A 24683-nucleotide genomic window follows, 5' to 3' on the forward strand; every position below is an offset into this window, starting at 1 on the left:
TACCTCCAGGCTTGGAGCAGAAAATTCGGATTATCAAGAAATTTTGAAGAAATATGAAAACATGGAGTCGTTTTCGCCTTGAGCTTTTGACCGCTTCTTAGTATACTAGCTAGATGACGGAAAGTTTGACAGACAATCGCTGGCAGCTGTGAGGCTGCGAGAGGAAAGTCCGGGCTCCGTAGGGCGAAGATGCTGGATAACGTCCAGTCGGCGCGAGCCGAAGGATAGTGCCACAGAAATGGACCGCCGATGGCTGGCTTTGCGTCAGCACAGGCAAGGGTGGAACCGTGGTGTAAGAGACCACGAGGACCGTTGGTGACAACGGTGCTGGTAAACCCCATCTGGAGCAAGACCGAGAGAACGCGGCAGTACGAGCTTGCACCTGCTTTTGCAGAGGCATCTCATGCTGCACCCTTGCCCGGGGAGCGTTCGGGTTGGTTGCTTGAGCCGATCAGCAATGGTAGGCCTAGATAGATGATTGTCGCTTCGAAAGTGGGAGGGTCGTTCCCGTTTGGACCACATGGAGTACAGAACCCGGCTTACGGCAAGCTTTCCGCAACGATTCAAATCCACCATTAAAATTAAAAACTGTTCCTTTTGCACCTTTGTCTTTCAAGGCGCAATCGGAACAGTTTTTCATTTGATCCTTATTTTTTGGCAGCTGTCAGATGGGACTCGTATTTGCTCTTGATCTTCGCAAGCCGCTGTTCCACCTGCTGCTCAAACTGCTGCAGCGATAATTTCGATTGATTCGCCATTTCCAATGCCTGGACGATATCGATCTGTCCATAGCCGAAGTAATTGTCTTTACCTTTGTCACCCAGGTCGGTTGCGGATTTGCGCATGATATCCATCACCTCGACATTGGTCAGATCGGGATTAATGGAGCGGATCAGACCCGCCAATGCGGCAACATGGGGACTGGCCATCGATGTTCCTGACAATGCTGCATACTGACTGCCGGGATACGTGCTCGCGATGCTTGCTCCCGGTGCTGCAACATCGATGTAATCGCCAAAGTTGGAGAAGGATGACCGGGAACCGTCGGCATCCGTGGAAGCCACGCCGAACACCTCCGGGTAAGCCGCAGGATATCCCGGACGATCGGTATTATCATTGCCGCTTGCCGCGACCAGAACCACATCATGGTCATAGGCATATTTGACGGCGTCATGGAGGAATTCCGCCTCAGCATAGTTGCCCAGGCTCATATTGATGACTTTGGCCCCGTTGTCCGTCGCCCAGATGATTCCCTGCGCAACCGTATAGGTAGAGCCGGCTCCGCTGGCATCCAGAACCTTGACAGGCATTAATTTGTTATACCAGGATAAGCCGGCTACGCCTTCGCCGTTATTCACGTTGGCGGCAATAATGCCGGCAACATGCGTACCGTGTCCGACATCGTCTTCAGGCGGATCATCTTCGCTGACGAGATTGATGCCATCCACCGTTTTCCCCTGAAGATCGGGATGATCGGCTTGAACGCCGGTATCCAATATGGCGACGAGCACACGCTCGCTTCCTTTGGAGAGCGTCCAGCCTTTCTCCGTTTCAATCGATGGTAAATTCCACTGATACTCCGAGTACAGTGCATCGTTAGGAATGATTGGCGCAATATCGTTGGTCATATACAAGTAATGGGGTTCAACATATAACGGCTGCCAAGTTCTTTTAAAATATTCCATCATGCTTTCGGCATCCATTAGTTTGGAACGGAAAATAAAGGTATGGGCCAGTTTTTTTACTGAAATGGCACCAATATCCCTTTTCATCCGATCCAAATCATGCCTCGTGGGCGGATGACTGAATTTCACGACGACTTCATTAATATGATAATGACTGGCGTTGCCATTATCCTCACCCTGCTCAACCGTCATATCGGTTGTCGTATTGGGAATAACGGACTCGATCTTGTAATGCCCCTCCGCCGGATAAGGCACAATTCTTAAATTGCGTTTCTGATGCCGCTCGACCTCTGTGATGACATCCTGGAGTATGACGCCGATAATGCCGTCGCCCCGGCGGCGATGGTCCGGCACGGCTACGATGGCATAGCGGTGTCCATGCAGCTTCAAGGATGTGGATGTATAATCCTTGCCCTGCCGGAGACTGGCTTTGGCGGCTGCCAAATGCGTTTGAAGCATTTTGTTTGCATCCTGCGGTTTTTTGCCATGGGTCATCGTTTTACCGTTGTGAATCCAGACGAGATACACCATTTGCTTGTGCTTCTTCATTATGTCTTCCATATTGACGGGACCCGGGTCTCCAATCGAATGGCTCATCATCATTTTATGGAGATTCCTTGAACATTCCCTGGTGCACATTAAAGCCGTTGCTTCCATATCCCGGTTAATGGTTTTCATCTTGACCGTATGCTCCCGGGATGCGGCCGTTGCTTTCACCGGAGCCTGAATCTTGCCGGGCTGCTGTTTAGGAGCACCGAACCAGGGGGATAAAGGAATTAATAATGCCGCGGCGGCAAGCACCGCGAACCAGCCGATCCATTTGCGTCGCATATTAATGGCTGCCTCCTCGAATTTGCAGTATTCACGAGCCTCAATGAAGCTCCCTGCCTTTAGAATTCGGTGGAATGAATGAAAATATACGGTCCAGGACGTCAAACGGCAGTACCATCTGCATGCATTTTGTGGTACGATGTTGATGGTCTAAGTATTGTTTTGGAGAACGAAAGGGGATCTACCGATCATGCCATCGACAAACGTGAAATCGCTGAGCGAATCGACAAGGGACAAGTTAAAACTCGCCATCGGTCAATTGGAGCTGTTCCTTAACCAGCATGCGCTTCCGCAGCTTGCAAGTGAAGATCAGGATAACGAAGCGGAGCTTTTCTATAAAGGATTGCTGTCTGACCTAAGGCATTTGCTTGTTTTTTCGGAAGTAGCTTACGAGAAACTGGGAGTTGCTCTCAGACGGCCAAATTTTGATGACGATTTTGCCGCACGGGTTCTTTATGAAGTGTACCACCAATGCGTAAACGCATTTTTCTACCCTAAAAATGAATGTTATTCCGAAGACGGACGTTATGCCTATACGGGCCAGGATGCGATCCGATTCCGCAAGAAACCGGTTCGCGATGCCCGCGACACCGTGCTTTCGGTATCGAAGGTGTATGAGGAGCTCCGTGACGACTTGTCTTATTATGAGAGCGACTACATGACCCAACGCCGTATGCAAGGGCAAAAATAAGGCAGGCATAAGTCACCCCCGGTGCGGGCAAATTGATACCGGGGGTGATTTTTATGCCAAAAGGCGTAAGCTGCAGCGTTGCAAACTGTTCCTTCTGGGGGCAGGGCAACCAATGCAATGCCGATCAAATCATGATCGACATCGACAGTCATGCACACACCAATCTTGATTCCGAATTTGCCGGAGAACATTTTCAGGCAAGCCACCAAGATAATGCCACCGAATCGGCGTCCACCTGCTGCCACACATTCAAACCAAAGGAGTGAGGCTAAGCTTATGGATCAACATTCGGAGCATGAATCGCATGAAGACAGCCATAAACATCATAGCTACGGACATGATCATCATCCTTACAATGAAGAAATGTCCGCAGAGCTAACTGTACCTCCACAGGCGTACCAGAAGGATCACACGAAGGAGCATGTCGAAGAAGCAGTTGAGCAAACACGTTCAGCAGGCCAAGCCGCTGGTTGGGCAGCTCTTGTTCTATCCGTACTATCCTGGTTTGTGTGGCCTTTGCTTCTTGGAGCTACAGGAATTGTCGTCGGTTTTATCGCCTACCGGCAGGATGCCAGAGGTCTTGGCCTGTGGTCCATGATTCTCGGACTGATTTCTGTTATTGCTTATCTGGTGATTATCCCGCTTTATTATTCCATTACTTGAAATGTTCAGGACCGGCGGAATTGCATTCGCCGGTTTTTACATATCTTACTATTTTAATACGGCATAGGACTATTGTCTTACTGGCGATTCTTCCTGAAACCATGTAAAATAGGTACAAAAGCTGTCATTTTATGCAATGCACCCAACTGGAGGCCAACGATGAGCATAGATCCGCGTATTATGAAAACACTGCTCCAGCTGCAATGGATGCCCAGTCTTGATTTTACGGGAAGCAGCAGTCCGAATATCCTATCCCCCGGCAGCCAGGAAGACCCTTCCTTGTTCGGTACGCTATTATCCCAAATGCTGTCCGGGAGCGGCAGTTCCTTGCAGGAGGATTCAGGATTGCAGGCATTGAACGATGAACTGGCTTCTATAACGACTTTATACAAACAACCGCTGCCTTTTTATAATGAACCGGATCTGTCAATGGATAACCCGACTCCAACATTATTTGATCCCTATATAAACGAAGCCTCGGCCAAATACGGGGTTGACCCTTCACTTGTCAAAGCTGTCATTGATACGGAGTCCGCCTTCAATCCGAATTCCGTGTCCAGCGCCGGCGCCAAAGGCCTTATGCAGCTAATGGATGGAACTGCCCGCGGGCTGGGAGTCGAGAATTCATTTGATCCTCAGCAAAATATCGAGGGCGGCACGCGTTATCTCGCTTATCTGCTGGGAAAATACGGCGGCAGCGAGCAGGCGGCTTTGGCGGCGTATAATGCCGGTCCCGGACGTGTCGACCGCGCCGGAATCTCAAGCAATGAGGATTTTGCACAGAAGCTTGGCGCTCTGCCTGCGGAGACACAGCGTTATGTGGGCAAGGTATTGGCGGCTTTGGCACAATACAGCCCGTCCAATTTCTAATCGAAGCCGAAGATTTTTAGCCTTGAATAGATCGCGAAGAATATCGTGCGCAGAATTTCGCGCCGGCATTCTGTCGTTGATCTTTTTATTTTGTGCATATGAAGAAAGGAGAGTGGCGCATGTATTATTTTGACCACTGCGCTTCCACCCCGCCGCATGAGGAAGTGATTCGTACGATGGCCGAGGTGATGGCGAAGCATTATGCCAACCCTTCCTCCCTGCACCGGAGCGGTATGGAAGCCGGCCATTTGCTGGAGCGGTCCAGGAGCGCCATTGCCGGATTATTCGGAACAGAGGCGAAGGAATGGGTTTTTACCTCGGGCGGGACGGAGAGCAACAATCTGGCTATTCAAGGGGCAGCCAGAGCGAATGCGCATAAGGGCAAGCATATTATTACAACAGCCATCGAGCATCCATCTGTTTACGAAACCTGCAAGCAGCTGGAGCGTGATGGATTCCGGATCAGCTTCATGCCTGTTTCAAGGAACGGGATTGTGAGCCTTGAAGACGTGGAAGCTCATTTAACCGACGAGACGATACTTGTTACCATTATGCATGTGAATAATGAGGTCGGCTCCATTCAGCCGGTCCACCAGATCGGCCGGATGCTCAAAGATCGGCGCCGCGGAATTGTTTTTCATGTGGATGGGGTTCAAAGCGTGGGCAAGCTGCCCATCGATCTGCGCAGCGATAGCATTGATTTGTTCAGCGCTTCCGCTCATAAGGTGAGAGGGCCAAGAGGCGCAGGACTTTTATATATACGGAGCGGCGTCAAGCTGGATGCTCTGCTTGCAGGGGGGGATCAGGAATTCGGGATGCGCTCAGGCACGGAGAATGTGGCGGCCATTGTTGCATCTGCCAAAGCGTTTCGCATGGCTATGGAGAGCCAGCCTGAACGGTATGAGCGGATGACGGCGTTGAGGCGACAGCTAACAGAAGCAATCGCCCAAATTCCGGAGCTTGTTCTCAATGGAGGGGAGCAGGAGGATATGACCCCGCATATTGTCAGTTTCTCTTATCCCGGAATGAAGCCGGAGGTATTTATTCATTTGCTGGAGAAGCATAAAATCACGGCATCAACCAAATCGGCATGCTCGTCCAAAGACAATAAGCCAAGCCGGGTGCTGGAAGCCATGGGAGTGGGCCAGGCGAGAGCGTCCAGCGGCATTCGCGTGAGCTTCGGCGATGAGCATGGAAGGCGCGAACTCGAATGGCTTTGCAGCATGCTGGAGACGGTTGTGAAGAAGCTGAAGCCGCTGGAGAGGAAGGAAATACGTTCATGACACCAGACATCATCCTGATTCGCTTCGGCGAGCATACGATAAAAGGACGCAACCGGAGCCAGTTTGAGAAACGCATGCTCCAGCAGGTGAGAGGCGTGCTCGCGCCATACAGCAGGGCAGCAATCACCCGCAGCTACGGGCGAATTTACGTTGCCTTGAACGGAGAGCCTTATGCGGCCATAGCTGAACAATTGAAGGATATATTCGGAATCGGCTCCTTCAGTCCGGTCAGACGGGTTGAAAATATATTGGAAACCATCCAGGCGGCATCGCTTGACGCCATGCTTTCTCTTTCCCGGGAACCCGCCACATTCAAGGTGTCGGTACGCCGCGTGGAGAAATCCTTTCCGCATGATTCCCAGCAGATGAACCAGCTGGTAGGGGCTTATGTGCTGAGGGCCATGCCGCGCCTCAAGGTTAACGTCAGGGAACCGGAGGTGGAGCTTCGCGTCGAAATCCAGCCCGAGGGCACTTATATCTTCAGCGAGGTTGTGGAAGCTGCCGGCGGTTATCCATTTGCCAGCAACGGCAAAGCCATGCTGCTGCTCTCAGGCGGTATTGACAGCCCGGTTGCAGGTTATTTATCCATGCGCAAGGGGCTGGAAATCGAAGCGGTTCATTTTCACAGCTATCCCTTTACGAGCGAGCAGGCCAAGGAAAAAGTAATCGAGCTGACGAGACGGTTATCCCATTACAGCGGTGCTCCGATTAAGCTGCATCTCGTCTCGTTCACGGAGATCCAGACGGCATTCGCCCAGGCCAAGCAGGATAATCTCATTATCACGCTTATGCGCCGCTCTATGCTTCGCATCGCCCAAATGCTAGCCGTTCAGTCGGGAGCGCTCGGGATTGTTACCGGCGACAGCCTGGGCCAGGTGGCAAGCCAGACGCTGAGCAGCATGAACGTAATCGGACGAAGCGCCGAACTTCCGCTGCTGCGTCCGCTTATTATGATGGACAAGGAAGATATTATCCGGATCGCGAAGCGAATCGGCACGTATGAGACCTCGATTCTTCCCTTTGAGGATTGCTGCACCTTGTTTCTGCCGAAATCACCGAGCACCAATCCAAATTTAAATGTAGTCAGCAAGGTGGAGTCTTTTGTACCGGAGCTTGAGGAGATGATTGCGCAGGCGGTTTCAGGGGTGGAGACACTGGAGATATCGCCGGATGACAAGCTTGGGGCGCAGGCGGCCGGCGACGACGATTGGTTTTAAGCGGGATCGCATACAAAGAAAAAGCAGGGAGCCCTGTCAAGCTTGGGCTTCCCTGCTTTTTTCATTGGAAATTTTGCGGCTTCTTGCAGTGTTTTTCCAAAGGCCTGCGACGATGATGACGACCACGACCAGTATGAGGAAGGACCATTCGAACAGCGCGCTGCTCTCAAACACCTGGCTGATCTTGGTTTCATGCGTGATCATTTTTGCTGCTGTGTATGCGAGCACCCCTGAGCCCAGATAGATGATCCATGGAAACCGTTCGATGATTTTGATAAACAGGGTGCTTCCCCAAACAACCACCGGAACACTGATTAAAAGGCCGAGTATGACGAGGGTTATATTGCCGTGCGCTGCGCCTGCGACTGCGATAACATTGTCTATCCCCATCGCGGCGTCGGCAATGATGATGGTTCGTATGGACTGCCAGAGATTATTGCCTGCCTTGATATCCTCATGATTGTTCTCGTCCACCAGCAGCTTGTAGGCAATCCACAGCAGCAGGATTCCTCCTGTTAGCATGAGCCACGGTATATCCAGCAAATAAACGACCAATATGGTGGCTAATGCCCGGATGCCGACCGCTCCTACCGTTCCCCAGATGACGGCTTTCTTTTGTTGTAATTTAGGTAATTTGCGGGCGGCAAGCCCGATTACAATGGCATTATCCCCTGCAAGAATGAGGTCAATGAATACGATAGTAAGCAAGGCTGAAAAAAATTCAAACGATAAGAAATCCATCCTCTTGTCCTCTCCCTTCCAACCCTTACCTGATTTTTTAGTATATACGTGCAAGCTCTAGGTTCGATTCATAATTATTTTCTAACATAAGAAGCCATGCCGGGACATACCGTTTCATAAAGAGGCTCGTATTACGGATAGCATGTGAGAGGTGGCAGGGAATGGACAGCCTGTGGGTCTTTGTTCAAATCATCTTCATTAATGTACTGCTCAGCGGGGACAATGCCGTCGTCATCGCCCTTGCCAGCCAGCAGCTGCCCCCGGAGCAGAGGCGCAAAGCGGTATGGTGGGGAGCGGCTGCGGCTATAGGCTTGCGGTGTCTGCTGACTCTGGTGGCCATTACGCTGCTGCAAATACCTTATCTCCAGGCATTGGGCGCTTTGCTGCTTTTCCTGATTGCCGTCAAGCTGGTGATGGATGCGGCGTCTCCTGCCGAGCAATCCCATCAAATCCGCAAACCCGGCTCCCTTGCGGGAGCGATCCGTACCATTGTGGTCGCCGATTTTATTATGAGTCTGGATAATGTGCTTGCCATTGCAGCCGTTGCCGAAGGCGAGCCTATAATGATTATGCTGGGAATCGGACTCAGTATCCCTATCATTATTTGGGGAAGCCAACTGCTCGGCAATCTGTTGAAGCGCTATCCGCCGCTGGTTTATGCGGGAGGCGGATTGCTCGGCTACGCTGCAGGGGAGATGCTTGTACATGATCCCGGGCTTGCCGGATTGGGGATTCACAGCATGCCCACCATGCAGCAGGCGCTGCCGATTTTATGTGTTCCTTTTGTCATAATTATTGCGCTGCTCCGTCTGAAAAGATGAAGCAGTGTTTTTTTTGTGTGGATTTTAGTCTGTTGCACTGGTTTTTTGCTGTCCGTTCCAGTACACTATAGTAATGATAAAAAGTGTCGAGAGAAAGGAACTTTGGGCATGTCGAAAAATCAATACACCGTCGGTTTTCTTTTTTTATTCGCCGGCGCTGTAATTCTGCTCGGGAAGCTTGGCCTGTTTGCGTTTATCGGGACGAACTTCTGGCCGCTTTTCGTGCTGATCCCAGGCATATTGCTGCACGTGCTGTTTTTCGGCAGATTGCTTCCCACATTTGTGCTTGTGCCTGGGGCGATATTGTCGATAAGCGCCTTAATTTTTTTCTTTTGTATTGCATTCGGGTGGAGCAATATGCAGTACTTATGGCCTTTGTTTATTTTTGGGGCTGCGGTCGGGTTGTACGAATTCCATCTGTTTGAAATGGCCCATCCCAAATTTCCATTGACGCTCGCTATAACTCTTGCGTTGATTGCCGCATCTTTTTTCGTAATCATGGTATTCTGGGGCTGGGGGTTGTATATTGTTGCGGCAGGTCTTATTGCGATCGGTGCCTGGCTGGTAGCCGGGAGAAAGACCCGCTGGTAAGTGTGTGTGCGCAAGTGACGGTTGGATTATAATAAAGATAAACTAAACAAAGTGGAGTGGATACTGAACATGCAAGCCAGAGAAAATTTACGCAATATCGCGATTATCGCACACGTTGACCATGGGAAAACGACTCTCGTCGACAAACTGCTTCAACAATCCGGCACGTTCCGGGACAATGAAGCCGTACAGGAACGGGCCATGGACTCCAATGATTTGGAACGGGAACGCGGAATTACCATCCTTGCCAAAAATACGGCGATCAACTATAAGGATTATTTGATCAATATCGTAGATACGCCGGGACATGCCGACTTTGGCGGCGAAGTTGAACGGATTATGAAAATGGTTGACGGCGTGCTGCTGGTCGTCGACGCGTTCGAAGGCTGTATGCCGCAGACGAAATTCGTGCTCCGCAAAGCGCTTGAAAGCAATTTGACGCCGATTGTCGTATTGAACAAAATCGACCGTCCCAATGCCAGCCCTTCCGATGTGGTTGACGAGGTGCTCGATCTGTTTATCGAACTCGGCGCAAGCGACGAGCAGCTTGACTTTCCGGTTGTTTATGCATCCGCATTGATGGGGACTTCCAGCCTGAATGTGGATAAACAGGATGAGAATATGCAGGCTTTGTACGAAACGATCATCGAACATATTCCATCTCCGACAGAGAGCGTGGATGAATCGCTGCAGTTTCTCGTTACCCTGCTGGACTACAATGAATATTTGGGCCGTATCGCAGTCGGCCGTGTGAACCGCGGCAAGATCCGCCAGGGTCAATCCGTAGCTGTCATTAACCGCGAAGGTGTTGTGAAGCAGGCGCGTATCGAGAAGCTGTTCGGCTTCCAGGGCTTGAAGCGCATTGAGGTTGAAGAGGCGGGAGCGGGCGATATCGTGGCGATTGCCGGCATCCGTGAGATCAATATCGGGGAAACCATCGCAGATCCTGCGAACCCTGAAGCTTTGCCGGTGCTTAAGATCGATGAGCCTACTCTGCAGATGACCTTCCTGGTCAACAACAGCCCGTTTGCGGGTCGTGAAGGAAAATGGGTAACCTCGCGTAAACTCCGTGAGAGACTATTTAAAGAGCTTGAGACTGATGTTGCCCTGCGCGTCGATGAAACGGACAGCCCGGATGCTTTTGTCGTATCCGGACGCGGAGAGCTTCACTTGGGCATATTGATTGAAAATATGCGTCGTGAAGGCTTTGAAATGCAGGTGTCCAAGCCGGAAGTTATCGTGAAGGAAATCGATGGCAAGAAAATGGAGCCGTACGAGCGCCTGTTGATCGATGTACCGGAAGAGAGCACGGGTTCGGTCATGGAGAGCCTTGGCGCGCGCAAAGCGGAAATGGTCAATATGATTAATAATGGAACAGGCCAGGTACGTCTGGAATTCATCATTCCTGCTCGCGGGCTTATTGGTTACCGGACGAACTTCCTGACGCTGACCCGCGGCTATGGCATTATGAACCATGCCTTTGATAATTACGGCCAATTCGTCGGCACTTCGGTTGGCGGACGTCATCAAGGGGTTCTGGTTGCCAGCGAGAATGGCGTATCCACGTTCTACGGCATGTTTGGTGTCGAAGACCGCGGAGTGCTGTTCCTCGAACCGGGAACTGAAGTCTATGAAGGCATGATCGTAGGCGAGCATAATCGCGACAGCGATATTATCGTCAACATATGTAAGGAGAAACAGCTGAACAATATTCGTACCGCCTCCAAGGATGATACGGTTCGCTTGAAAACACCGGTATTGTTCTCGCTGGAGCAGGCACTTGAATATTTGAATGACGATGAGTATTGCGAAGTAACGCCAAAATCCATTCGTCTGCGCAAGAAGATTTTGAATAAGAGCGAACGTGAGCGTGCCGATAAGCAGCGCAGAACAGCACAATCGGGCGTATAACCCATTATTTCACGAGCTCTTTCATGGCAGGGTGGCGGACCTTCTTCGGGTTCGATTACCCTGCCGTTTTCATTAGAAACCTATAACGTAGAATTAGAAAGAAGGAGGAGGCTGCAGGATGCAAAACTGGTTTCACAGCCATCCCGTTATTACGTATATTATCATCTTGTGCTTGGTTATCTATATCTTCAATTCGGTGTTCCGGGTACAGCGGCTGCCCCTTATCAAGGAAATTCTGGTTCATCTCGTCATGGCTGCCGGCGCATTCGTATTGTTCGTATTTCAAATCGACAAGCTGCCGATTATTCAATGTATGTCGGTTGCCGTGATTATGATGCTGATGCTGCGCGGGCGCCAGCTTTACGACAAGTGGAAAGGCAAGGGCCCGAGCCCCGAACCTCCTGCCGATCCGAGCAATAAGCCGACCCGTTAACCGGCGACAGTCAAAAAATCCATTTGATGAACAGGAGATGGCAGCATCATGCGGTTTGAAGACGCCCTGTTTAACTGGCTGCAAATTCAGCTCGTCGCTGAAGGAAGACCCGATGATGGCGCCGCTCTGGATACGCGTGATTTTTTTCTGCAAATCCTGACGGAGGACCATCATGTCACACAGATCGTTATCGACAAGGTTGACGACACGATGATTCATGTCCGCTATGAGAAGGAAGGGCGCAGTAAAGTCCAGATGATCCCTCGTGAAGCGGGTGAACAGCTGCTCAATGACATCAAGGAAAACCCGAAATATAACTGATTGAAGGTGGAAGCGATGAGTAAGTCCTCTATGCCGCCGAGATCGACTTCGCGAGGTTCCAGGAAATCGGACGGGCCTCAAGGATCCGGAGGCAACAAAAAACCAAAAAAGCGTGTTTATTGGATGCGGCGCATCATGGTTGTCATCCTGCTCGTATTGATAGCGATTGCCGGCTACCTTTATTGGCTGTATAAAGATACGCTTGGCAGCATTACAACGGATGCCGATCCTTCTGTGGAAGTGCCTGCGTCAGAGTCCGTTAAAGTGAAACCGGTCACCTTTTTGCTGCTGGGCTTCGATACCCGTAAGGAAACAGGAAGTCTGAACACGGACGTGATGATGATCGCCACATTCAATCCAAACACGAAGAAATCGACGGTCGTTTCCATCCCTCGGGATTCGGAAATCGATCTGGATGGTTATAGAGTCCGGAAAGCCAATGGTTATTATGCGGCATTCCTGTCCAGTGCCAAGAAAGATGGCCTCGAGCAGAAGGATGCGGAGAAAAAGGCGAAACAAGGGATGCGCGAAATGTTCGGCGAGTTTTTTGATATACCTATCGATTATACGGCCACGATCAACTTCGAGGGCTTTGCCGATGTCGTCGATGCACTCGGCGGTATTCAGGTCGATGTGGATATGGATATGCATTACGTGGATAATGCGGATGGCACGAACATAGACTTGTCTAAGGGCGTCCAGGTGCTGAACGGCAAGCAGGCTCTGGATTTTGTCCGTTACCGCAAATCCAATGACGGCAAGAATATGTCCAGCGACTTTGACCGCAACAAACGTGAAAGCCAGGTATTGGGCGAGATTGCCGATAAACTGAAATCGTTCTCCGGGGTGACCAAAATCGGAGGCGTGATTAAAGCGGTAGGCGATAATATGCGTATGGATGTTCCTTCCGGTGAGGTGCAGAACATGCTTAAGACCTATTTCGGGATGGGCCGCGACGATATTGAGTTTATTCCGCTGACTGGTGTCTGGAAAAGCCCGTATGTCCATCTGGACGAAGCAAAGCTTGCCGAAGCCAAAGCGGCTCTGAAGTCAAAACTGGCGGCGGAATGACGGGTGGTAAGAGCGTTCATGGCTATGTTATAATGGACGCATCGGGCGCAATCTTGACTATTTGAGCAAGGAGGTTATGCGGATGACCGAAACCGTTACTGCGCTCTCTGAATCATTGTTCCAACAATTGCAAAACGAACCATTCGCACTGCTTCACACGATTGATGCGGAAGCCGGCTCTCCGACCTCCAGCGCAGTTTCATGGATTTATCCAGTGAATGAATCCACGCTCCGGTTTGCCATTGACGGGCGTTCCCGGCTGGCTGTGAATATGCTGTCCAAAGCCGACGTGAGCGTCACTGTGTTTGAGCCCGGGAATATCCAGACCATATACGGCACAGCCCGTCTGGTCAAGGATTCACTGGATGAAGTTCCTTTCAAGCTGGTCTGCTTCGATATTGAAATTGGGCATATCCGTGATGCGATGTTTTATGGATCGCGCTTGTCCGCCATGCCGGAGTATGAGAAAACCTACGATAAACGAGCTGCGGATAAACTGGATCGACAGGTGTTTGCCGCCATGAAAAAAGCCTAGTGTAAAGCTGCTAGGCTTTTTGTGTCTTTGTTTGGTGTCTCGCTTTTTTTGCGATCAGCTCTTTTTACAAATTTTTCTGGAGCTTGGATTGGTTCGGATTGCCATGCTCCATATTTCTTGGCTGCGTGTCCCGCGGCATCTGCGGCACGATGCGTCCGATAATATCGGACATCTCTTCCGCAAAGCCCTGAAGGGGCCGACCCTGCCTGATATCGGTGCCCATTTCGTTCAACCGGTGGGTTAAATCCATATCTGCCGTGACAGCCGCATCTATGCCGTAGGGATCCTTGCGTAAAGCTTCCGCAACCGCATATTTGATCGTTCCAACACGGGAACGGTCCAGCTTGCCATCCACATCGATTCCAACTACCGCCGTATTATTAAACACGACGCAGTGCGCACCTTTTACACCCGGAACTTGGTTTGCCAAGGCTTCCAGATGGGCTGCAACCTGCTTTGGACTGCTGATGGGCTCTTTGTGCGGGGTGGTCTGCTGCACACGCACACCTTTAGTATTCTGTGGAGAGGGTGATGTCTCATTGCGAGCAACAGTTCCACAGCCTGTTGCGAGCAAGCAAAGAATCATAGCCGATGCCAGCCATTTACTCATTATCGCCACCTGCCTTTCATCATTCACATTTCATTCATTCGAGCATAGTTTGCCCCATTCAGGTATCGCGCTATGTATGCCTTGGTTACGAAATTCCAACGCCAGGAGGGCTCACGATGAAAAAAATATTCGTGCTCGACACTAATGTGCTGCTGCATGATCCACAAGCATTCTTCGCATTTGATGACAATGAAGTGATTATTCCCGCGGTGGTGTTGGAAGAAATAGATTCGAAAAAAAGACTGGCCGACGAATTGGGCCGTAACGCGCGTTCCATCTCACGGATTCTGGATCAAATGCGCGAGAAAGGCCGACTGCATGAGGGAATCAAGCTTGATAACGGCGGACTCCTCAAGGTAGAGCTGAATCATCGGAGCTTCGTCCGTGTGCAGGAAATGTTCGGCGAAATGTCTAACGATAACCGCATACTGGCGGTGGCCCTGAATTATCAGATGGAGGAAGAAAACAAAGGGGAAAAAAGACCGGTTGTCATTGTAAGCAAGGATGTGCTGGTCAGAATCAAAGCGGATGTGCTGGGTCTATCCGCACAGGATTATTTGTCCGACCGGGTGGTCTCGCCATCGGAGGAGTATGCCGGGTATTTGACGATATTCGTTCATCCCAGCGTCATCGACGAATTTTACACGTACCGTTTCCTGACGATCAAAAATATGCAGCTGGGCACCAGACTCCATCCCAATGAATTCGTTATTCTAAGAGATGAGATGGGCACTTCGAAATCTGCGCTGCTCAAGGTTACGCAGGATGGGGCGAGACTGGAGCCGCTTTATTTGAGCAATGATCCGGTGTGGGGCATCACGGCCCGCAACGCGCAGCAGAGGATGGCGCTGGAACTGCTTTTATGCGATGATATTCCGCTGGTCACATTGACGGGAAAAGCCGGAACAGGCAAGACGCTGCTGGCCTTGGCAGCAGGGCTGATGAAGGTGGAGGATGAGCATAAGTACAAAAAGCTCCTGATCGCAAGACCTGTTGTTCCGATGGGAAAGGATATCGGCTATTTGCCGGGTGAAAAAGAGGAGAAGCTGCGTCCGTGGATGCAGCCGATCTATGATAATCTGGAGTTTCTGTTCGATACCAAAAAATCCGGCGATATCGACAAAATTTTGATGGGGCTGGGCAGTATCCAGGTTGAGGCGCTCACCTATATCCGCGGCCGTTCCATTCCGGGACAGTTCATTATTATCGACGAGGCCCAGAATTTGACCAGGCATGAGGTCAAGACCATTGTCTCCCGTGTCGGTGAGGGCAGTAAGATCGTCCTTATGGGGGATCCCGAGCAGATTGACCATCCCTATCTGGATTCCATCAGCAACGGGCTGACCCATATTGTGGAGACATTCAAGCAGGAGAACATAAGCGGCCACATGACGCTTGAGAAAGGCGAACGGTCAAGGCTGGCCCAATTGGCCGCCGATTTGCTGTAAGGCCTCTGCAGAGCCGGCAGAGCGGCAGGATGTGACGAGGGACTCTTACAGCAGAAGATCTGCCCTGCAGCGGTAAGCGCGGGCAATGCCCTCAATAAGCTCGATTTGTTCACGGTCGACAGCCAGCAGCTGTCGGCCTTCTTTATGCTGCTTCGCGGCGCTGTGTTCTTCGCACTGCTCAAGAGCTTGCGCAAGCTCCGGGTCGCCGCCGCCGGAGGACAGATCCATAACCGCCGCAAGATGCAAATCCAGATACCGGCTGCCGGAGCGGGTCCGGATCCCGTAATCTTCGAATTTCCGCTCATTCACTTCCCAGCTTTCTTCAAGCGCCAACCAAATTCCCCTGTCCGTTTCCACGCGGTAATGCTGGACAAAATTCTCAATCTCCGCCGCTTCTGCCTCGCTGGTTACGAATAACAGGGTTTTGTCGCGGTCAAGCAGAGTGACTGTATTGGCAATGCCCTTCACGATCTGCGCGTAATAACCAGGCAGCTTATCCCCGGGCAGATGAAGCTCTACGCTATGGATGACATTCATCAAATGTAAATCTCCTTCCAGCATTGTGACAATCTATAGGCGACAACAAGCCGCTTTATTGCTAAACTATAGGTAAGTATACGGTTTGGTCTGACTTGAAGTCAAAGGTGACTGAGGGAGGGAAAAGGTGTCTCGCAGGAAACTGGTTGTACTGCTGCTGGGCATATGCACGATATGCGCAGCGCTGCTTGTTCCGATGATTGGCAAACCCGGCTCGCCAAACACGATTTCCGGAGGATTGCCTTCGGAGGAGCAGCCGTTAACGGTTGACAATGGTAGCGAGGATGTGGCGACCGTTCGCATAGCCGTCTCCATGAGTGAGACGGAGTTTCAGTATTGGCAGAAGAGCGAAGAGAGCTTCGAAAGCAGGTTCCCGCAAATCAGGGTCGACTTGACGAATTTTCCCGGACCTGATGCATATGCCAAGTGGAAGGAAGCGGCCCATGGCGGAGAGCCCTTCGATATCATGCTGCTGGACAACAATCGCGTTCGCGAGTTTGCGGTTCAGGGCTATCTGCTGCCTGCCGATGATATTTATACGGGAGATTCCCTGGCTGATCAATTGGAAGCGTTAACAGATACATTGAAATGGAACGGCTCCATGTGGGGAGTCGCGCTGGATATCAACCCTATGCTGATCGTGTGGCAAACTGAGCTGTTGAAGCAAGCGGGTATGAATGAGCCTCCTGAGAATTGGGAGTCGTTCGTGAAGGGATATAATGCTCTGCAAGCCGCGTCACCTAAGGTGGAACCGGTTAGTCTTGCGATGTCTGATCCCCGGCAGATGCTGGCATGGCTTGGTATGTTTGGTTCAAATGCGGAGGATGCAGCCAATCTTCATCCAGTGAACGCAGAGATGAAGGAGCAGCTCCGGTTTCTCGGCCCTTTCAGCAGGCCGCAGACGGAACAGGAGGCCGAATCAGGCAAGAATATCGTTGCCGACAAATTGAAAGCCGGCGAACTGCTCTCGGCTGTTATGCCCTGGTCGGAATACAGGAACATGATGTTGTCCAATAATGGATCTGTAAGCGCTGGTCCGCAGCGAAGTCCGCTGAGCTGGATCGGCGGCAGAAGCTTTGTTTTATCCGCGCAGTCGCTGTGGCCGGATCAGGCGCGTTTGTGGATCAATGAAATGGTGATAAAAGGCTCGCAGCTTGACCGCTATGAAACGTTCGGCAGGCTGCCGGCAAGAAAATCGGCTTATGCAGTCGAATTTGAATCTGACAGCATGGCGAAGAAACCGCCTTATTGGGTGCTCAGCTTATTCAAAAGCAAGGTCTTCATCCCGGATCCTTCATGGTCCGAGCGTTGGGAGCGCTGGACAAGTCTCTGGGAGACGGACGACCAGCAGCCTTATGAAGCGCTGGACATGGATAAAATGATTGAGGACTGGAATGGATCTTAAGATATAAAGAAGCGGCGCAAAATGCGCCGCTTCTTTTACAGATTGACAGCCAGCTTGACGGTCAGCTTCCCATCTTCGACCGATACGGATTTGGCCTTAAGGAAAGAAACAATCCGCTGAGGATAGAAGCCCAGATCGAATTCTTTCTCCAGCGATTGTCTGGTTGTATCCGGAAGAACAAGTCCGTTGAATACCAGTTCGTTTACATGGAACAAGATGGCCGTTCCTTCATCCGTTTCCTCCACCGTATAGCGCCCTGTGAGCTTAACCTCAAGTCCGTCGCGTTTGCCGGTTACGGTAACGGCGTCGTTAGTGAAGGCAAATGCAAAATTATTGAACATTTCATTTTGCTCCCGCAAAAAAGTGTTCAGCTTATCCTCCGGTATCGAGAGCGTATAGTTGAAGCCGTCGATCTCCAGTAAATCCTTATTGCTCTGTACCCAGTCCGGCATATTTTTCATCGCTTTGGACAATGCGCTGAAATATTTCCTGACTTCAAGCAGGCCAACGTTCTGCCAGAAATCAGTCAGCTCCGATATCATCTGCCGCAGCTTTTCTTCGTCGGACCGGCCGCTCAGGCTGCTGTCAATATCTTTGGAGAGAGCGGAGACACGGTCGCGCTGTTCCTTCAAGCGGACTTCCACTTCAGCAAGCTGCTCGGATTCGCGGTCCAACTGCTGAATGCCCTTCTGGATGGCATTGTACTGCTGCTTATATTCGTTCAATGTCACCTTGTCATGAGAGAAAATAAAGTTGAAATAGTCCAGCATTGTCAGTAAATCCGCAAGATTTCCCGATTTCAGCAGCGCAGTCATCAGAATATCGCGTTCGCCGGTATAATAGGCTCGCAGGACAGCTCCGGCTTCCTCTCTCTGTTTATCCATGATCAGCTCCTGTGTCTGAAGCGAGGAACGGGATTGATCAAGCTGGCCAGCAATCCCTTGCTGCTGCTCGGCTATCCGGGTGATCTCCTTGTCCAATTCCACGACGGAGAGGCTCTTCTCCATAATGCGTCTTACTTCTTCATCCTCCGGCGACTGGGCGAGAACAGGGTAAACCGTCAGCCAAATGGCGAGGGCGCTGGCGGCGAAAGCCAGAAGCCCACGGCGTTTCGTTGCTCTCAAGAATAAAGCTCCCCCTTTATGATTTTCAAGCGGCCGTACAAAATCAGGATTTTATCATGAACTAATATATGCGGTATAATTTTCTATTATATCTTGATAAGGCTAATTTGTCCTTGACATGGAGGTAGGCGTAAGTGAATGAATCAGAGCCGTTGAGAGTCCGGATTGCTGAGCGGATTGAACGGAATGGCACGCAAGGATGGCTGTACAACCAACATAGAGGTGGAGAACCTACGCTTCGCTGCCTGTCTTTTTATGACTATATGGATATGTGTTTATATGATGAGATGGGCGGATACTATCGTTCGGGCGAGGTGCGTGTTGGCAAAACGGGAGACTTCTACACAAGCTCGCATCTGGGATCCGTGATGGGCGACAAGCTGGCGGAATTTATTGCCGGGCTTGCGGAATCCTTCGGGAAAGAAACCAATGCGGCCGAGTGGGGAGCGGGAACAGGCAGATTGTCCCGGCAGATGCTGGCTGCCTGGAAACGGACCGGACATATGCCGCTTGGAATGATGCACTACACGGTCGTTGATGCCAACCCGGTACATCTGGCCGCTGCGCAAAGCCTGCTGGAGCCGGACTGCGAGGGGCTTGGCAGTATGCGGTTTATGTCCCCGGCAGAGGCAGAGGTCGCCGATTGGCGCTCCAGGCCGCTCATGGTTGTCGCCAACGAGCTGCTCGATGCCTTCCCCGTTCATCGGGTTGTCAAGCTGGATGGCCGCTTATGGGAGCTCGGCGTCGCCAGCACCGGTGGAGGCAGCATCTCTTCCGGGCTGCAGGAGGCAGCTTTTCAATACGCCTGTATGCCGCTGACCGACCTTGACATCGAGAAGTCTCTGAGTCTCGACGGGGTGGAGCTGCAGGAGGGACAGGAAGCGGAGGTCAATCTTGCTGCGGAACGGTGGATCGCTGCGATGGCCGGGATCATCCGGCAGGGAGCGATGATTCTGATTGATTACGGACATGAGGCGAAAGAGCTGCATGCGCCGCATCGAATGAACGGAACGCTGCAATGCTATAAGGATCATATCGCGCATGAGGACCCGTTTGTCTCCATCGGCGAGCAGGATATAACCTCCCATGTGAATTTTACCGCTTGTATGCGGGCGGCCAAAGCCTCTGGCTGGAAAATCAGTTATTACGATACACAAAAGCGCTTTTTGGTGGATCAGGGTGTGCTTGACGACCTCATGGCGCATGACGGGCGAAATCCGTTTGGCGATGAAGCCAGGCGCAATCGGGCCATTGCGCAGCTTCTTTTGGGAAATGGGATGAGTGAGACATTCAAGGTACTGGTGCTGCGCAAGGAATAACGGCAGGAACGGAAAAAAGGCTGCTGAACGAAGAGGGATTTCTTCGTTCAGCAGCCTTTTGCTTATTTGTTGTCACGAAAGGATGTATTAGAAAGGGTTGCCCATTACGAATACGGTCCAATACGTAAAGCCGACGAATGAGATAAACATATAACCCCAGAACATCAGCAGGTAGGTTTTTTCAGAAAAGTTCAGATAGCCTAACAGGACAAACACGACCGTTTGGATAAAGAACAACAACGCCATCTCGTTCATATCCCCGGCAAACGCCATCAGCGCAATGACCAACGTCCAAAAGCCGAGCACCCGAAACATACGTGCCATGATTTCATCCCCCTCTCGCAAGTACAAGACCCGATTTCTATTGCCCATTATATCGTTTTGGGAAACCGCTGTAAACCAGTGACCGGTGACGAATTGGCAAACTTTACGGCCTTTTGGTGATGCATGTAATTTAGTTTGTGACAAATCGGAGAAAAACATGTATGAGCTTTCGAAAAAATGGATATACAATTTAGTATCCGATAGATTCTATGAACTCTACCAAGCGCATAGAGATAAAGTAAGCGCCTAATGTTAGGAGGTTTTCGTTGCATGACAGCAGTCAGACAAGATGCGTGGAGCCCGGATGACGATCTCATCCTCGCCGAGGTAACCCTGCGTCACATTCGCGAAGGCAGCACACAACTGGCCGCTTTCGAAGAAGTGGGTGAACGGATCGCCCGAACTTCCGCCGCATGTGGATTTCGATGGAACAGTTGTGTCCGCAAGCGTTATGAAGAAGCTATACAAATCGCGAAACAGCAGCGTCAAAAACGGAACTATATGAAAAAACAAACTTTTGTGGCGGCTCCTCATGTTTCTTCGATTGCCGTTATCGATGGGGAAGAGCGCACGTACAAAAGTGAACCGCTGACGGAAGAGTCGTTATCCATCGATATGGTTATTCGTTTCCTTCGTCAATGGAAAGGGACTTATCAAGAGCTCACAAGACAGATCAAAACGCTTGAACGGGATGTCCGTGACAAGGATGAAGAGCTGTACACGCTTCGTGAGCAGAATCAGAAGCTTTCGCTTGAAGTGAACAGCGCGCAAACGGATTACCGTACCGTCAACGATGACTACAAAACGCTGATCCAGATTATGGATCGGGCGCGCAGGCTCACGGTGTTGACGGAGGAAGACGAATCAAAACCGCGGTTCAAAATGGATGCAAACGGTAATCTTGAGCGTATTGAGTAACAAATTAAATACCTGCAAATGAAGAAATCTCGCCCATCCGAGCAGGAATGGCGGGATTTTTTGCTGTTCGCATGCTACGATACAGATACTACTAAGATGTGACGAAGGATGATGAGCATGCAAATCATAATCGTTGGAGCCGGATCGCTTGGACTGATGTACGCAGCGAGGCTCGCCGGATCGGGCGCTGAGGTTATGCTCGCGGCACGCGGGGAAAAGCAAGCCGCGTCACTACGTGACGGCGGTATTTGCCTCGAAGAGGCCGGCCTGCAGAGCAGACGATATCCTGTCATGGCCACCGAGCTTGACAAGGCAGGGGCCGGCATGCAGCCTGGGGCGGACGACTGGATTTGGCTGACCGTCAAGCAATCGCATCTTACCGACGCGTTTATGGACAAACTCAGGCTGTCTGGTTTATTGGCAAGGGGGGCATCCCTGCTAGCTTTGCAGAATGGCATTGGACATATGGAAAGACTGCAGTCGCATTTTCCGGACAATCCGCTCTATGCCGCCGTTACGACAGAAGGCGCCTTGCGTACAGAGGATACCCGGGTTCGTTACACCGGACACGGCGTCTTTACCTTTGGCAAATGGCCAAAAGCCGCGGAAGATGCGGACAAAACGCAAAAAATGTTGCTTGAAACGCTGCATGCGGCAGGAATTGAGGCGGAACTGTCGAATGACATGGGTAATCGGATTTATCAGAAATTGTTAATCAATGCGGTTATTAATCCGCTTACAGCCATACATGGCATCCCTAACGGAATATTGGCAGAGGACCCGGGATTAAGACAAGAAATGGCGGACCTGCATGCGGAGAGCGAGAAAATCCTGCTTGCTGCAGGCATGACGGCAGCTGGAGATTCCTGGGGACGGCTGCTGCAGGTTTGCAGGCAAACCGCAAACAACGAATCATCCATGCTGGGTGATGTAAAAGCGGGTCGATTAACGGAAATCGACTGGATCAACGGAGGAATTTCCTCGCTTGCCAAGCGGCATGGCCTGCTTTCTCCATTAAATGATGCTGTAACGAACGCAGTTAAATCGTTATCCAAGAGCTAATGGCGAGAGGAGTCGGCCGTTATACAATTGCTTTGGGAAAGTATCAAAAATGTCTATGCCTCGCTGGCCGTGATTCCGATCGTTCCTTTTATTCTGATTTATTTCGGATACGCGGCTATCAGCGGCGACCGCAAACGGGCTTTCCGGTTGGCGATGGATATAACCACAGCCCTGTTGATCGGCTGCGTGGCTGTTTTGTTCAATCGGATCTTTCACAGCAACTTTGGCTTATACGGGATTTTATTGATGCTGCTGCTTGGCGGAGGTCTGCTCGGAAATGTGCAGTATCAATCGAAGGGCGTCCTTGATGTCCGGCGGATCGGCAGAGCCGTCTGGCGGCTTGGTTTTTTTTTGATGGCTATTTTATATGTTTTGCTGATGTGTATTGGCATGGGCAAAAGCCTTTTCGCCGCATAAATGACCGCTATCGATGTCTATACATAAAAAGCTCCATCGTCTTCCTCGTCAGAGGAGGCGATTTTCTTTTTGACGGTCAGCTTTACGTTGTGTACAATGAGGGAAAATGCTTTCTTTTTTATAGCAGCTTAGAAAGAACAATACAACTTCATAATTCACGATGATGAAATAGAGGGAAGGTTGAGACTGTACATGGAGATCGAATCGGTACAGCTGCCTTTCGGTCAGCCGTTAACCGAACAATATGTGAAACGGACAAATCCGAAAGTGGAGGGTATATTTGGCAGTCACCCCGCAGATGACAGAGCATGGACGGATAGGCTCCGCCAGTTGAAGGAACACACGTCAAGACGCATCCCGGCCGATCGTTTGGCGGCTATGCTGGAGCGCTATAATACAAGAGTAAACGGACATCGTTCCGTTATCAGCAATATTCAGGCCATTGCAAATGGTGCGCCGGTAGTTGTAGGGGGACAGCAGGCCGGATTATGGACCGGACCGCTTCTGGTGATACATAAGGCTGTCACCATAATTGCAGCTGCCAGGGAAGCTTCCCTTCTAACCGGAGAAACCGTAATTCCTGTCTTCTGGATTGCTGGCGAGGATCACGATTGGGATGAAGCCAATCATGCCATTATTCATGGCGACGCTGGAATTAATAAAATCGCCATCGACCGCCCCTTGGGCTCACGAACTTCCGTCAGCCGTACGGAGCTGACCCGGGAGGCTTTTCTTGAGGCTGTTGAGCAGTTGAAAAGCTCCTTGCCGGATACCGGCTTCAAGCCGGATCTTATAGCATGTCTAACCGGATTTGCCGAACAATCCCGGACCATGTCCGATTTGTTCGCATTGACAATGGGCTGGTTGTTCGGGGATCAGGGTCTGGTGCTGCTTGATTCGGATGATCCGGCGCTTCGGGAGCTGGAGGCTCCGATGTTCCAGATGATCATCGAGCGCAATGATGAGCTGGAGCAGGCTTATTTAACGGGAGCCGAAGTGGTTCGCGGGCTGGGATTTGAACCGCAGGCCGATGCGCAGGAAGGAAGCGCCAACCTGTTCCTCTTCCTTGATCCGCAGGATGAGAACGGCGCCGGCATTCCGGAACGGACTCTTTTGTACAAGCGCGAGGGAAGATTCGAGAACCGGAAAGGTACATTCTCGTGCTCGCGCGAGGAGCTGATGAGCATTGCGGTTAATGCGCCGAGCAGGCTCAGCAATAATGTATTGACGCGCCCGGTCATGCAGGATTATGTGCTGCCGGTGCTGGCAACTGTGCTTGGCGCAGGGGAAATCGCATATTGGGCGCTGACAGCCCCCGCATTCCGCATGCTTGACATGCAAATGCCGATTATTATGCCCCGTATGTCGTTTACCCTGGTTGAGGGAACAATAGCGAAGCATATGATAAAATATGATTTAACCTTTGATGATGTGGCTTTCCGCTTCCCGGAGAGAAAGGAAACTTGGCTGAAAGAGCAGGATGATGTCGACATCGATGGCCGTTTTGCAGAAGCCAAGCGTTACTTTGCCGAGATGTACGATCCCTTATTGGACACAATTGGTTCCATTGAAACAGGGCTGTCCTTATTGGGTGAAGTCAACAAGCGGCGTATTACAGAGCAGATCGAATATTTGGAGAAACGGACTAAAGAGGCGCATGCCAGGCGGTTTGAAACCGTGACCAGACAATTGGACCGGATTGCCACTGCCCTTTGGCCTGCCGGACAGCCGCAGGAACGGGTCGTGAATATCTCGGTATATTGGAACCTGTACGGCCGAAGCTGGCTGGACCGTCTGCTTGAACTGCCGCTTGACCGCTGTGGCGGACACCGCATGATTTATATATAGAGAGGGA

26 protein-coding genes and 1 other RNA gene are annotated in these 24683 nt (G+C 51.0%); 21 read left to right on the forward strand and 6 right to left on the reverse strand.

Going from position 1 to position 24683, the window contains the following annotated elements:
* The first annotated feature begins 120 nt into the window (after window positions 1–120).
* Window positions 121–557: RNase P RNA component class A (gene rnpB, locus AC0YOB_RS12185), an RNA gene on the forward strand.
* A gap of 90 nt (window positions 558–647) precedes the next feature.
* Here the strand turns inward: rnpB and AC0YOB_RS12190 are convergent.
* Entirely contained in the window at window positions 648–2516 is a 1869-nt protein-coding gene (locus AC0YOB_RS12190; protein WP_475793061.1) for a S8 family peptidase, read from the reverse strand.
* A gap of 190 nt (window positions 2517–2706) precedes the next feature.
* Here AC0YOB_RS12190 and AC0YOB_RS12195 point away from each other — a divergent pair, with 190 nt between their 5' ends.
* The 6 genes from AC0YOB_RS12195 (at window position 2707) to thiI (ending at window position 7240) form a co-directional block, all read left to right on the forward strand.
* On the forward strand, window positions 2707–3207 hold the full coding sequence (locus tag AC0YOB_RS12195) for a YpuI family protein (protein WP_475768156.1): 501 nt from the start codon (window positions 2707–2709) through the stop codon (window positions 3205–3207).
* A 53-nt stretch (window positions 3208–3260) separates the two neighbouring features.
* Complete coding sequence (locus tag AC0YOB_RS12200) at window positions 3261–3473, forward strand: DUF1540 domain-containing protein (protein WP_210037686.1); 213 nt, start codon at window positions 3261–3263, stop codon at window positions 3471–3473.
* 10 nt (window positions 3474–3483) lie between these two features.
* Window positions 3484–3870 carry a DUF4190 domain-containing protein gene (locus AC0YOB_RS12205; RefSeq protein WP_475793062.1) on the forward strand — a complete coding sequence of 129 codons (387 nt, stop codon included), beginning with the start codon at window positions 3484–3486 and terminating at the stop codon, window positions 3868–3870.
* Window positions 3871–4029: 159 nt separating this feature from the next.
* The gene (locus AC0YOB_RS12210; protein ID WP_475793063.1) at window positions 4030–4740 is read left to right on the forward strand and encodes a lytic transglycosylase domain-containing protein; all 711 of its coding nucleotides are present in this window, start codon (window positions 4030–4032) and stop codon (window positions 4738–4740) included.
* Between the two features lie 119 nt (window positions 4741–4859).
* Window positions 4860–6023, forward strand: a complete 1164-nt coding sequence (locus AC0YOB_RS12215; RefSeq protein ID WP_475793064.1) for a cysteine desulfurase family protein — start codon at window positions 4860–4862, stop codon at window positions 6021–6023.
* Window positions 6020–7240, forward strand: a complete 1221-nt coding sequence (gene thiI / locus AC0YOB_RS12220) for a tRNA uracil 4-sulfurtransferase ThiI (protein ID WP_475793554.1) — start codon at window positions 6020–6022, stop codon at window positions 7238–7240. Before AC0YOB_RS12215 ends, thiI begins: the two co-directional genes overlap by 4 nt.
* A gap of 36 nt (window positions 7241–7276) precedes the next feature.
* Here thiI and AC0YOB_RS12225 read toward each other — a convergent pair whose 3' ends face one another.
* A complete protein-coding gene (locus AC0YOB_RS12225) occupies window positions 7277–7981 on the reverse strand; it encodes a TerC family protein (protein ID WP_475793065.1) in 705 nt (234 codons plus the stop codon).
* A 161-nt stretch (window positions 7982–8142) separates the two neighbouring features.
* On the opposite strand from AC0YOB_RS12225, the gene AC0YOB_RS12230 reads away from it, so the two are divergent.
* The 7 genes from AC0YOB_RS12230 (at window position 8143) to AC0YOB_RS12260 (ending at window position 13664) form a co-directional block, all read left to right on the forward strand.
* Entirely contained in the window at window positions 8143–8802 is a 660-nt protein-coding gene (locus tag AC0YOB_RS12230) for a TerC family protein (protein ID WP_475793066.1), read from the forward strand.
* Window positions 8803–8910: 108 nt separating this feature from the next.
* The gene (locus tag AC0YOB_RS12235; protein ID WP_475768149.1) at window positions 8911–9393 is read left to right on the forward strand and encodes a hypothetical protein; all 483 of its coding nucleotides are present in this window, start codon (window positions 8911–8913) and stop codon (window positions 9391–9393) included.
* A gap of 69 nt (window positions 9394–9462) precedes the next feature.
* Window positions 9463–11304, forward strand: a complete 1842-nt coding sequence (typA, locus tag AC0YOB_RS12240; protein ID WP_210037678.1) for a translational GTPase TypA — start codon at window positions 9463–9465, stop codon at window positions 11302–11304.
* Window positions 11305–11422: 118 nt separating this feature from the next.
* Window positions 11423–11737 carry a YlaH-like family protein gene (locus AC0YOB_RS12245; protein WP_475793067.1) on the forward strand — a complete coding sequence of 105 codons (315 nt, stop codon included), beginning with the start codon at window positions 11423–11425 and terminating at the stop codon, window positions 11735–11737.
* A 48-nt stretch (window positions 11738–11785) separates the two neighbouring features.
* Window positions 11786–12058, forward strand: a complete 273-nt coding sequence (locus AC0YOB_RS12250; RefSeq protein ID WP_475793068.1) for a hypothetical protein — start codon at window positions 11786–11788, stop codon at window positions 12056–12058.
* Between the two features lie 15 nt (window positions 12059–12073).
* Window positions 12074–13129, forward strand: coding sequence for an LCP family protein (locus AC0YOB_RS12255; RefSeq protein ID WP_475793069.1), 1056 nt, complete (start codon window positions 12074–12076; stop codon window positions 13127–13129).
* 82 nt (window positions 13130–13211) lie between these two features.
* On the forward strand, window positions 13212–13664 hold the full coding sequence (locus tag AC0YOB_RS12260) for a pyridoxamine 5'-phosphate oxidase family protein (RefSeq protein ID WP_475793070.1): 453 nt from the start codon (window positions 13212–13214) through the stop codon (window positions 13662–13664).
* Window positions 13665–13728: 64 nt separating this feature from the next.
* On the opposite strand, the gene AC0YOB_RS12265 is transcribed toward AC0YOB_RS12260, so the two are convergent.
* Window positions 13729–14274: a YhcN/YlaJ family sporulation lipoprotein gene (locus AC0YOB_RS12265; RefSeq protein ID WP_475793071.1), complete on the reverse strand. Its 546-nt coding sequence runs from the start codon at window positions 14272–14274 to the stop codon at window positions 13729–13731.
* A 116-nt stretch (window positions 14275–14390) separates the two neighbouring features.
* Between AC0YOB_RS12265 and AC0YOB_RS12270 the strand changes: the two genes are divergently transcribed.
* Entirely contained in the window at window positions 14391–15722 is a 1332-nt protein-coding gene (locus tag AC0YOB_RS12270; RefSeq protein WP_210037672.1) for a PhoH family protein, read from the forward strand.
* A 45-nt stretch (window positions 15723–15767) separates the two neighbouring features.
* Here the strand turns inward: AC0YOB_RS12270 and AC0YOB_RS12275 are convergent, their stop codons facing one another.
* Entirely contained in the window at window positions 15768–16259 is a 492-nt protein-coding gene (locus AC0YOB_RS12275; RefSeq protein ID WP_475793072.1) for a hypothetical protein, read from the reverse strand.
* Between the two features lie 127 nt (window positions 16260–16386).
* Between AC0YOB_RS12275 and AC0YOB_RS12280 the strand changes: the two genes are divergently transcribed.
* Window positions 16387–17664 carry a sugar ABC transporter substrate-binding protein gene (locus AC0YOB_RS12280; protein ID WP_475793073.1) on the forward strand — a complete coding sequence of 426 codons (1278 nt, stop codon included), beginning with the start codon at window positions 16387–16389 and terminating at the stop codon, window positions 17662–17664.
* 35 nt (window positions 17665–17699) lie between these two features.
* Here the strand turns inward: AC0YOB_RS12280 and AC0YOB_RS12285 are convergent, their stop codons facing one another.
* Window positions 17700–18788, reverse strand: coding sequence for a coiled-coil domain-containing protein (locus AC0YOB_RS12285; RefSeq protein WP_475793074.1), 1089 nt, complete (start codon window positions 18786–18788; stop codon window positions 17700–17702).
* Between the two features lie 134 nt (window positions 18789–18922).
* Between AC0YOB_RS12285 and AC0YOB_RS12290 the strand changes: the two genes are divergently transcribed.
* Window positions 18923–20107: a class I SAM-dependent methyltransferase gene (locus tag AC0YOB_RS12290; protein WP_475793075.1), complete on the forward strand. Its 1185-nt coding sequence runs from the start codon at window positions 18923–18925 to the stop codon at window positions 20105–20107.
* An 87-nt stretch (window positions 20108–20194) separates the two neighbouring features.
* Here the strand turns inward: AC0YOB_RS12290 and AC0YOB_RS12295 are convergent, their stop codons facing one another.
* Window positions 20195–20431 (reverse strand): DUF2626 domain-containing protein, encoded by a 237-nt coding sequence (locus tag AC0YOB_RS12295; protein WP_210037667.1) that lies wholly within the window; start codon window positions 20429–20431, stop codon window positions 20195–20197.
* A gap of 270 nt (window positions 20432–20701) precedes the next feature.
* On the opposite strand from AC0YOB_RS12295, the gene AC0YOB_RS12300 reads away from it, so the two are divergent.
* The 4 genes from AC0YOB_RS12300 to bshC all read left to right on the forward strand — a co-directional run bounded on the left by AC0YOB_RS12300 (window position 20702) and on the right by bshC (window position 24676).
* A complete protein-coding gene (locus AC0YOB_RS12300; RefSeq protein ID WP_210037666.1) occupies window positions 20702–21349 on the forward strand; it encodes an RsfA family transcriptional regulator in 648 nt (215 codons plus the stop codon).
* Window positions 21350–21466: 117 nt separating this feature from the next.
* Window positions 21467–22411 carry a ketopantoate reductase family protein gene (locus AC0YOB_RS12305; protein ID WP_475793076.1) on the forward strand — a complete coding sequence of 315 codons (945 nt, stop codon included), beginning with the start codon at window positions 21467–21469 and terminating at the stop codon, window positions 22409–22411.
* Between the two features lie 27 nt (window positions 22412–22438).
* A complete protein-coding gene (locus tag AC0YOB_RS12310; protein WP_475786367.1) occupies window positions 22439–22828 on the forward strand; it encodes a DUF3397 domain-containing protein in 390 nt (129 codons plus the stop codon).
* Window positions 22829–23020: 192 nt separating this feature from the next.
* Entirely contained in the window at window positions 23021–24676 is a 1656-nt protein-coding gene (gene bshC, locus AC0YOB_RS12315) for a bacillithiol biosynthesis cysteine-adding enzyme BshC (RefSeq protein ID WP_475793077.1), read from the forward strand.
* Window positions 24677–24683 lie beyond the last annotated feature (7 nt).

The organism is Paenibacillus sp. JT31N17, from assembly GCF_056269255.1.

What these genes read in the sequence shown, in the direction of transcription:
- AC0YOB_RS12190 (WP_475793061.1), bottom strand. Translation starts at nt 2,516, where the DNA reads ATGCGACGCAAATGGATCGGCTGGTTCGCGGTGCTTGCCGCCGCGGCA.
- AC0YOB_RS12195 (WP_475768156.1), top strand. Translation starts at nt 2,707, where the DNA reads ATGCCATCGACAAACGTGAAATCGCTGAGCGAATCGACAAGGGACAAG.
- AC0YOB_RS12200 (WP_210037686.1), top strand. Translation starts at nt 3,261, where the DNA reads ATGCCAAAAGGCGTAAGCTGCAGCGTTGCAAACTGTTCCTTCTGGGGG.
- AC0YOB_RS12205 (WP_475793062.1), top strand. Translation starts at nt 3,484, where the DNA reads ATGGATCAACATTCGGAGCATGAATCGCATGAAGACAGCCATAAACAT.
- AC0YOB_RS12210 (WP_475793063.1), top strand. Translation starts at nt 4,030, where the DNA reads ATGAGCATAGATCCGCGTATTATGAAAACACTGCTCCAGCTGCAATGG.
- AC0YOB_RS12215 (WP_475793064.1), top strand. Translation starts at nt 4,860, where the DNA reads ATGTATTATTTTGACCACTGCGCTTCCACCCCGCCGCATGAGGAAGTG.
- thiI (WP_475793554.1), top strand. Translation starts at nt 6,020, where the DNA reads ATGACACCAGACATCATCCTGATTCGCTTCGGCGAGCATACGATAAAA.
- AC0YOB_RS12225 (WP_475793065.1), bottom strand. Translation starts at nt 7,981, where the DNA reads ATGGATTTCTTATCGTTTGAATTTTTTTCAGCCTTGCTTACTATCGTA.
- AC0YOB_RS12230 (WP_475793066.1), top strand. Translation starts at nt 8,143, where the DNA reads ATGGACAGCCTGTGGGTCTTTGTTCAAATCATCTTCATTAATGTACTG.
- AC0YOB_RS12235 (WP_475768149.1), top strand. Translation starts at nt 8,911, where the DNA reads ATGTCGAAAAATCAATACACCGTCGGTTTTCTTTTTTTATTCGCCGGC.
- typA (WP_210037678.1), top strand. Translation starts at nt 9,463, where the DNA reads ATGCAAGCCAGAGAAAATTTACGCAATATCGCGATTATCGCACACGTT.
- AC0YOB_RS12245 (WP_475793067.1), top strand. Translation starts at nt 11,423, where the DNA reads ATGCAAAACTGGTTTCACAGCCATCCCGTTATTACGTATATTATCATC.
- AC0YOB_RS12250 (WP_475793068.1), top strand. Translation starts at nt 11,786, where the DNA reads ATGCGGTTTGAAGACGCCCTGTTTAACTGGCTGCAAATTCAGCTCGTC.
- AC0YOB_RS12255 (WP_475793069.1), top strand. Translation starts at nt 12,074, where the DNA reads ATGAGTAAGTCCTCTATGCCGCCGAGATCGACTTCGCGAGGTTCCAGG.
- AC0YOB_RS12260 (WP_475793070.1), top strand. Translation starts at nt 13,212, where the DNA reads ATGACCGAAACCGTTACTGCGCTCTCTGAATCATTGTTCCAACAATTG.
- AC0YOB_RS12265 (WP_475793071.1), bottom strand. Translation starts at nt 14,274, where the DNA reads ATGAGTAAATGGCTGGCATCGGCTATGATTCTTTGCTTGCTCGCAACA.
- AC0YOB_RS12270 (WP_210037672.1), top strand. Translation starts at nt 14,391, where the DNA reads ATGAAAAAAATATTCGTGCTCGACACTAATGTGCTGCTGCATGATCCA.
- AC0YOB_RS12275 (WP_475793072.1), bottom strand. Translation starts at nt 16,259, where the DNA reads ATGAATGTCATCCATAGCGTAGAGCTTCATCTGCCCGGGGATAAGCTG.
- AC0YOB_RS12295 (WP_210037667.1), bottom strand. Translation starts at nt 20,431, where the DNA reads ATGGCACGTATGTTTCGGGTGCTCGGCTTTTGGACGTTGGTCATTGCG.
- AC0YOB_RS12300 (WP_210037666.1), top strand. Translation starts at nt 20,702, where the DNA reads ATGACAGCAGTCAGACAAGATGCGTGGAGCCCGGATGACGATCTCATC.
- AC0YOB_RS12305 (WP_475793076.1), top strand. Translation starts at nt 21,467, where the DNA reads ATGCAAATCATAATCGTTGGAGCCGGATCGCTTGGACTGATGTACGCA.
- bshC (WP_475793077.1), top strand. Translation starts at nt 23,021, where the DNA reads ATGGAGATCGAATCGGTACAGCTGCCTTTCGGTCAGCCGTTAACCGAA.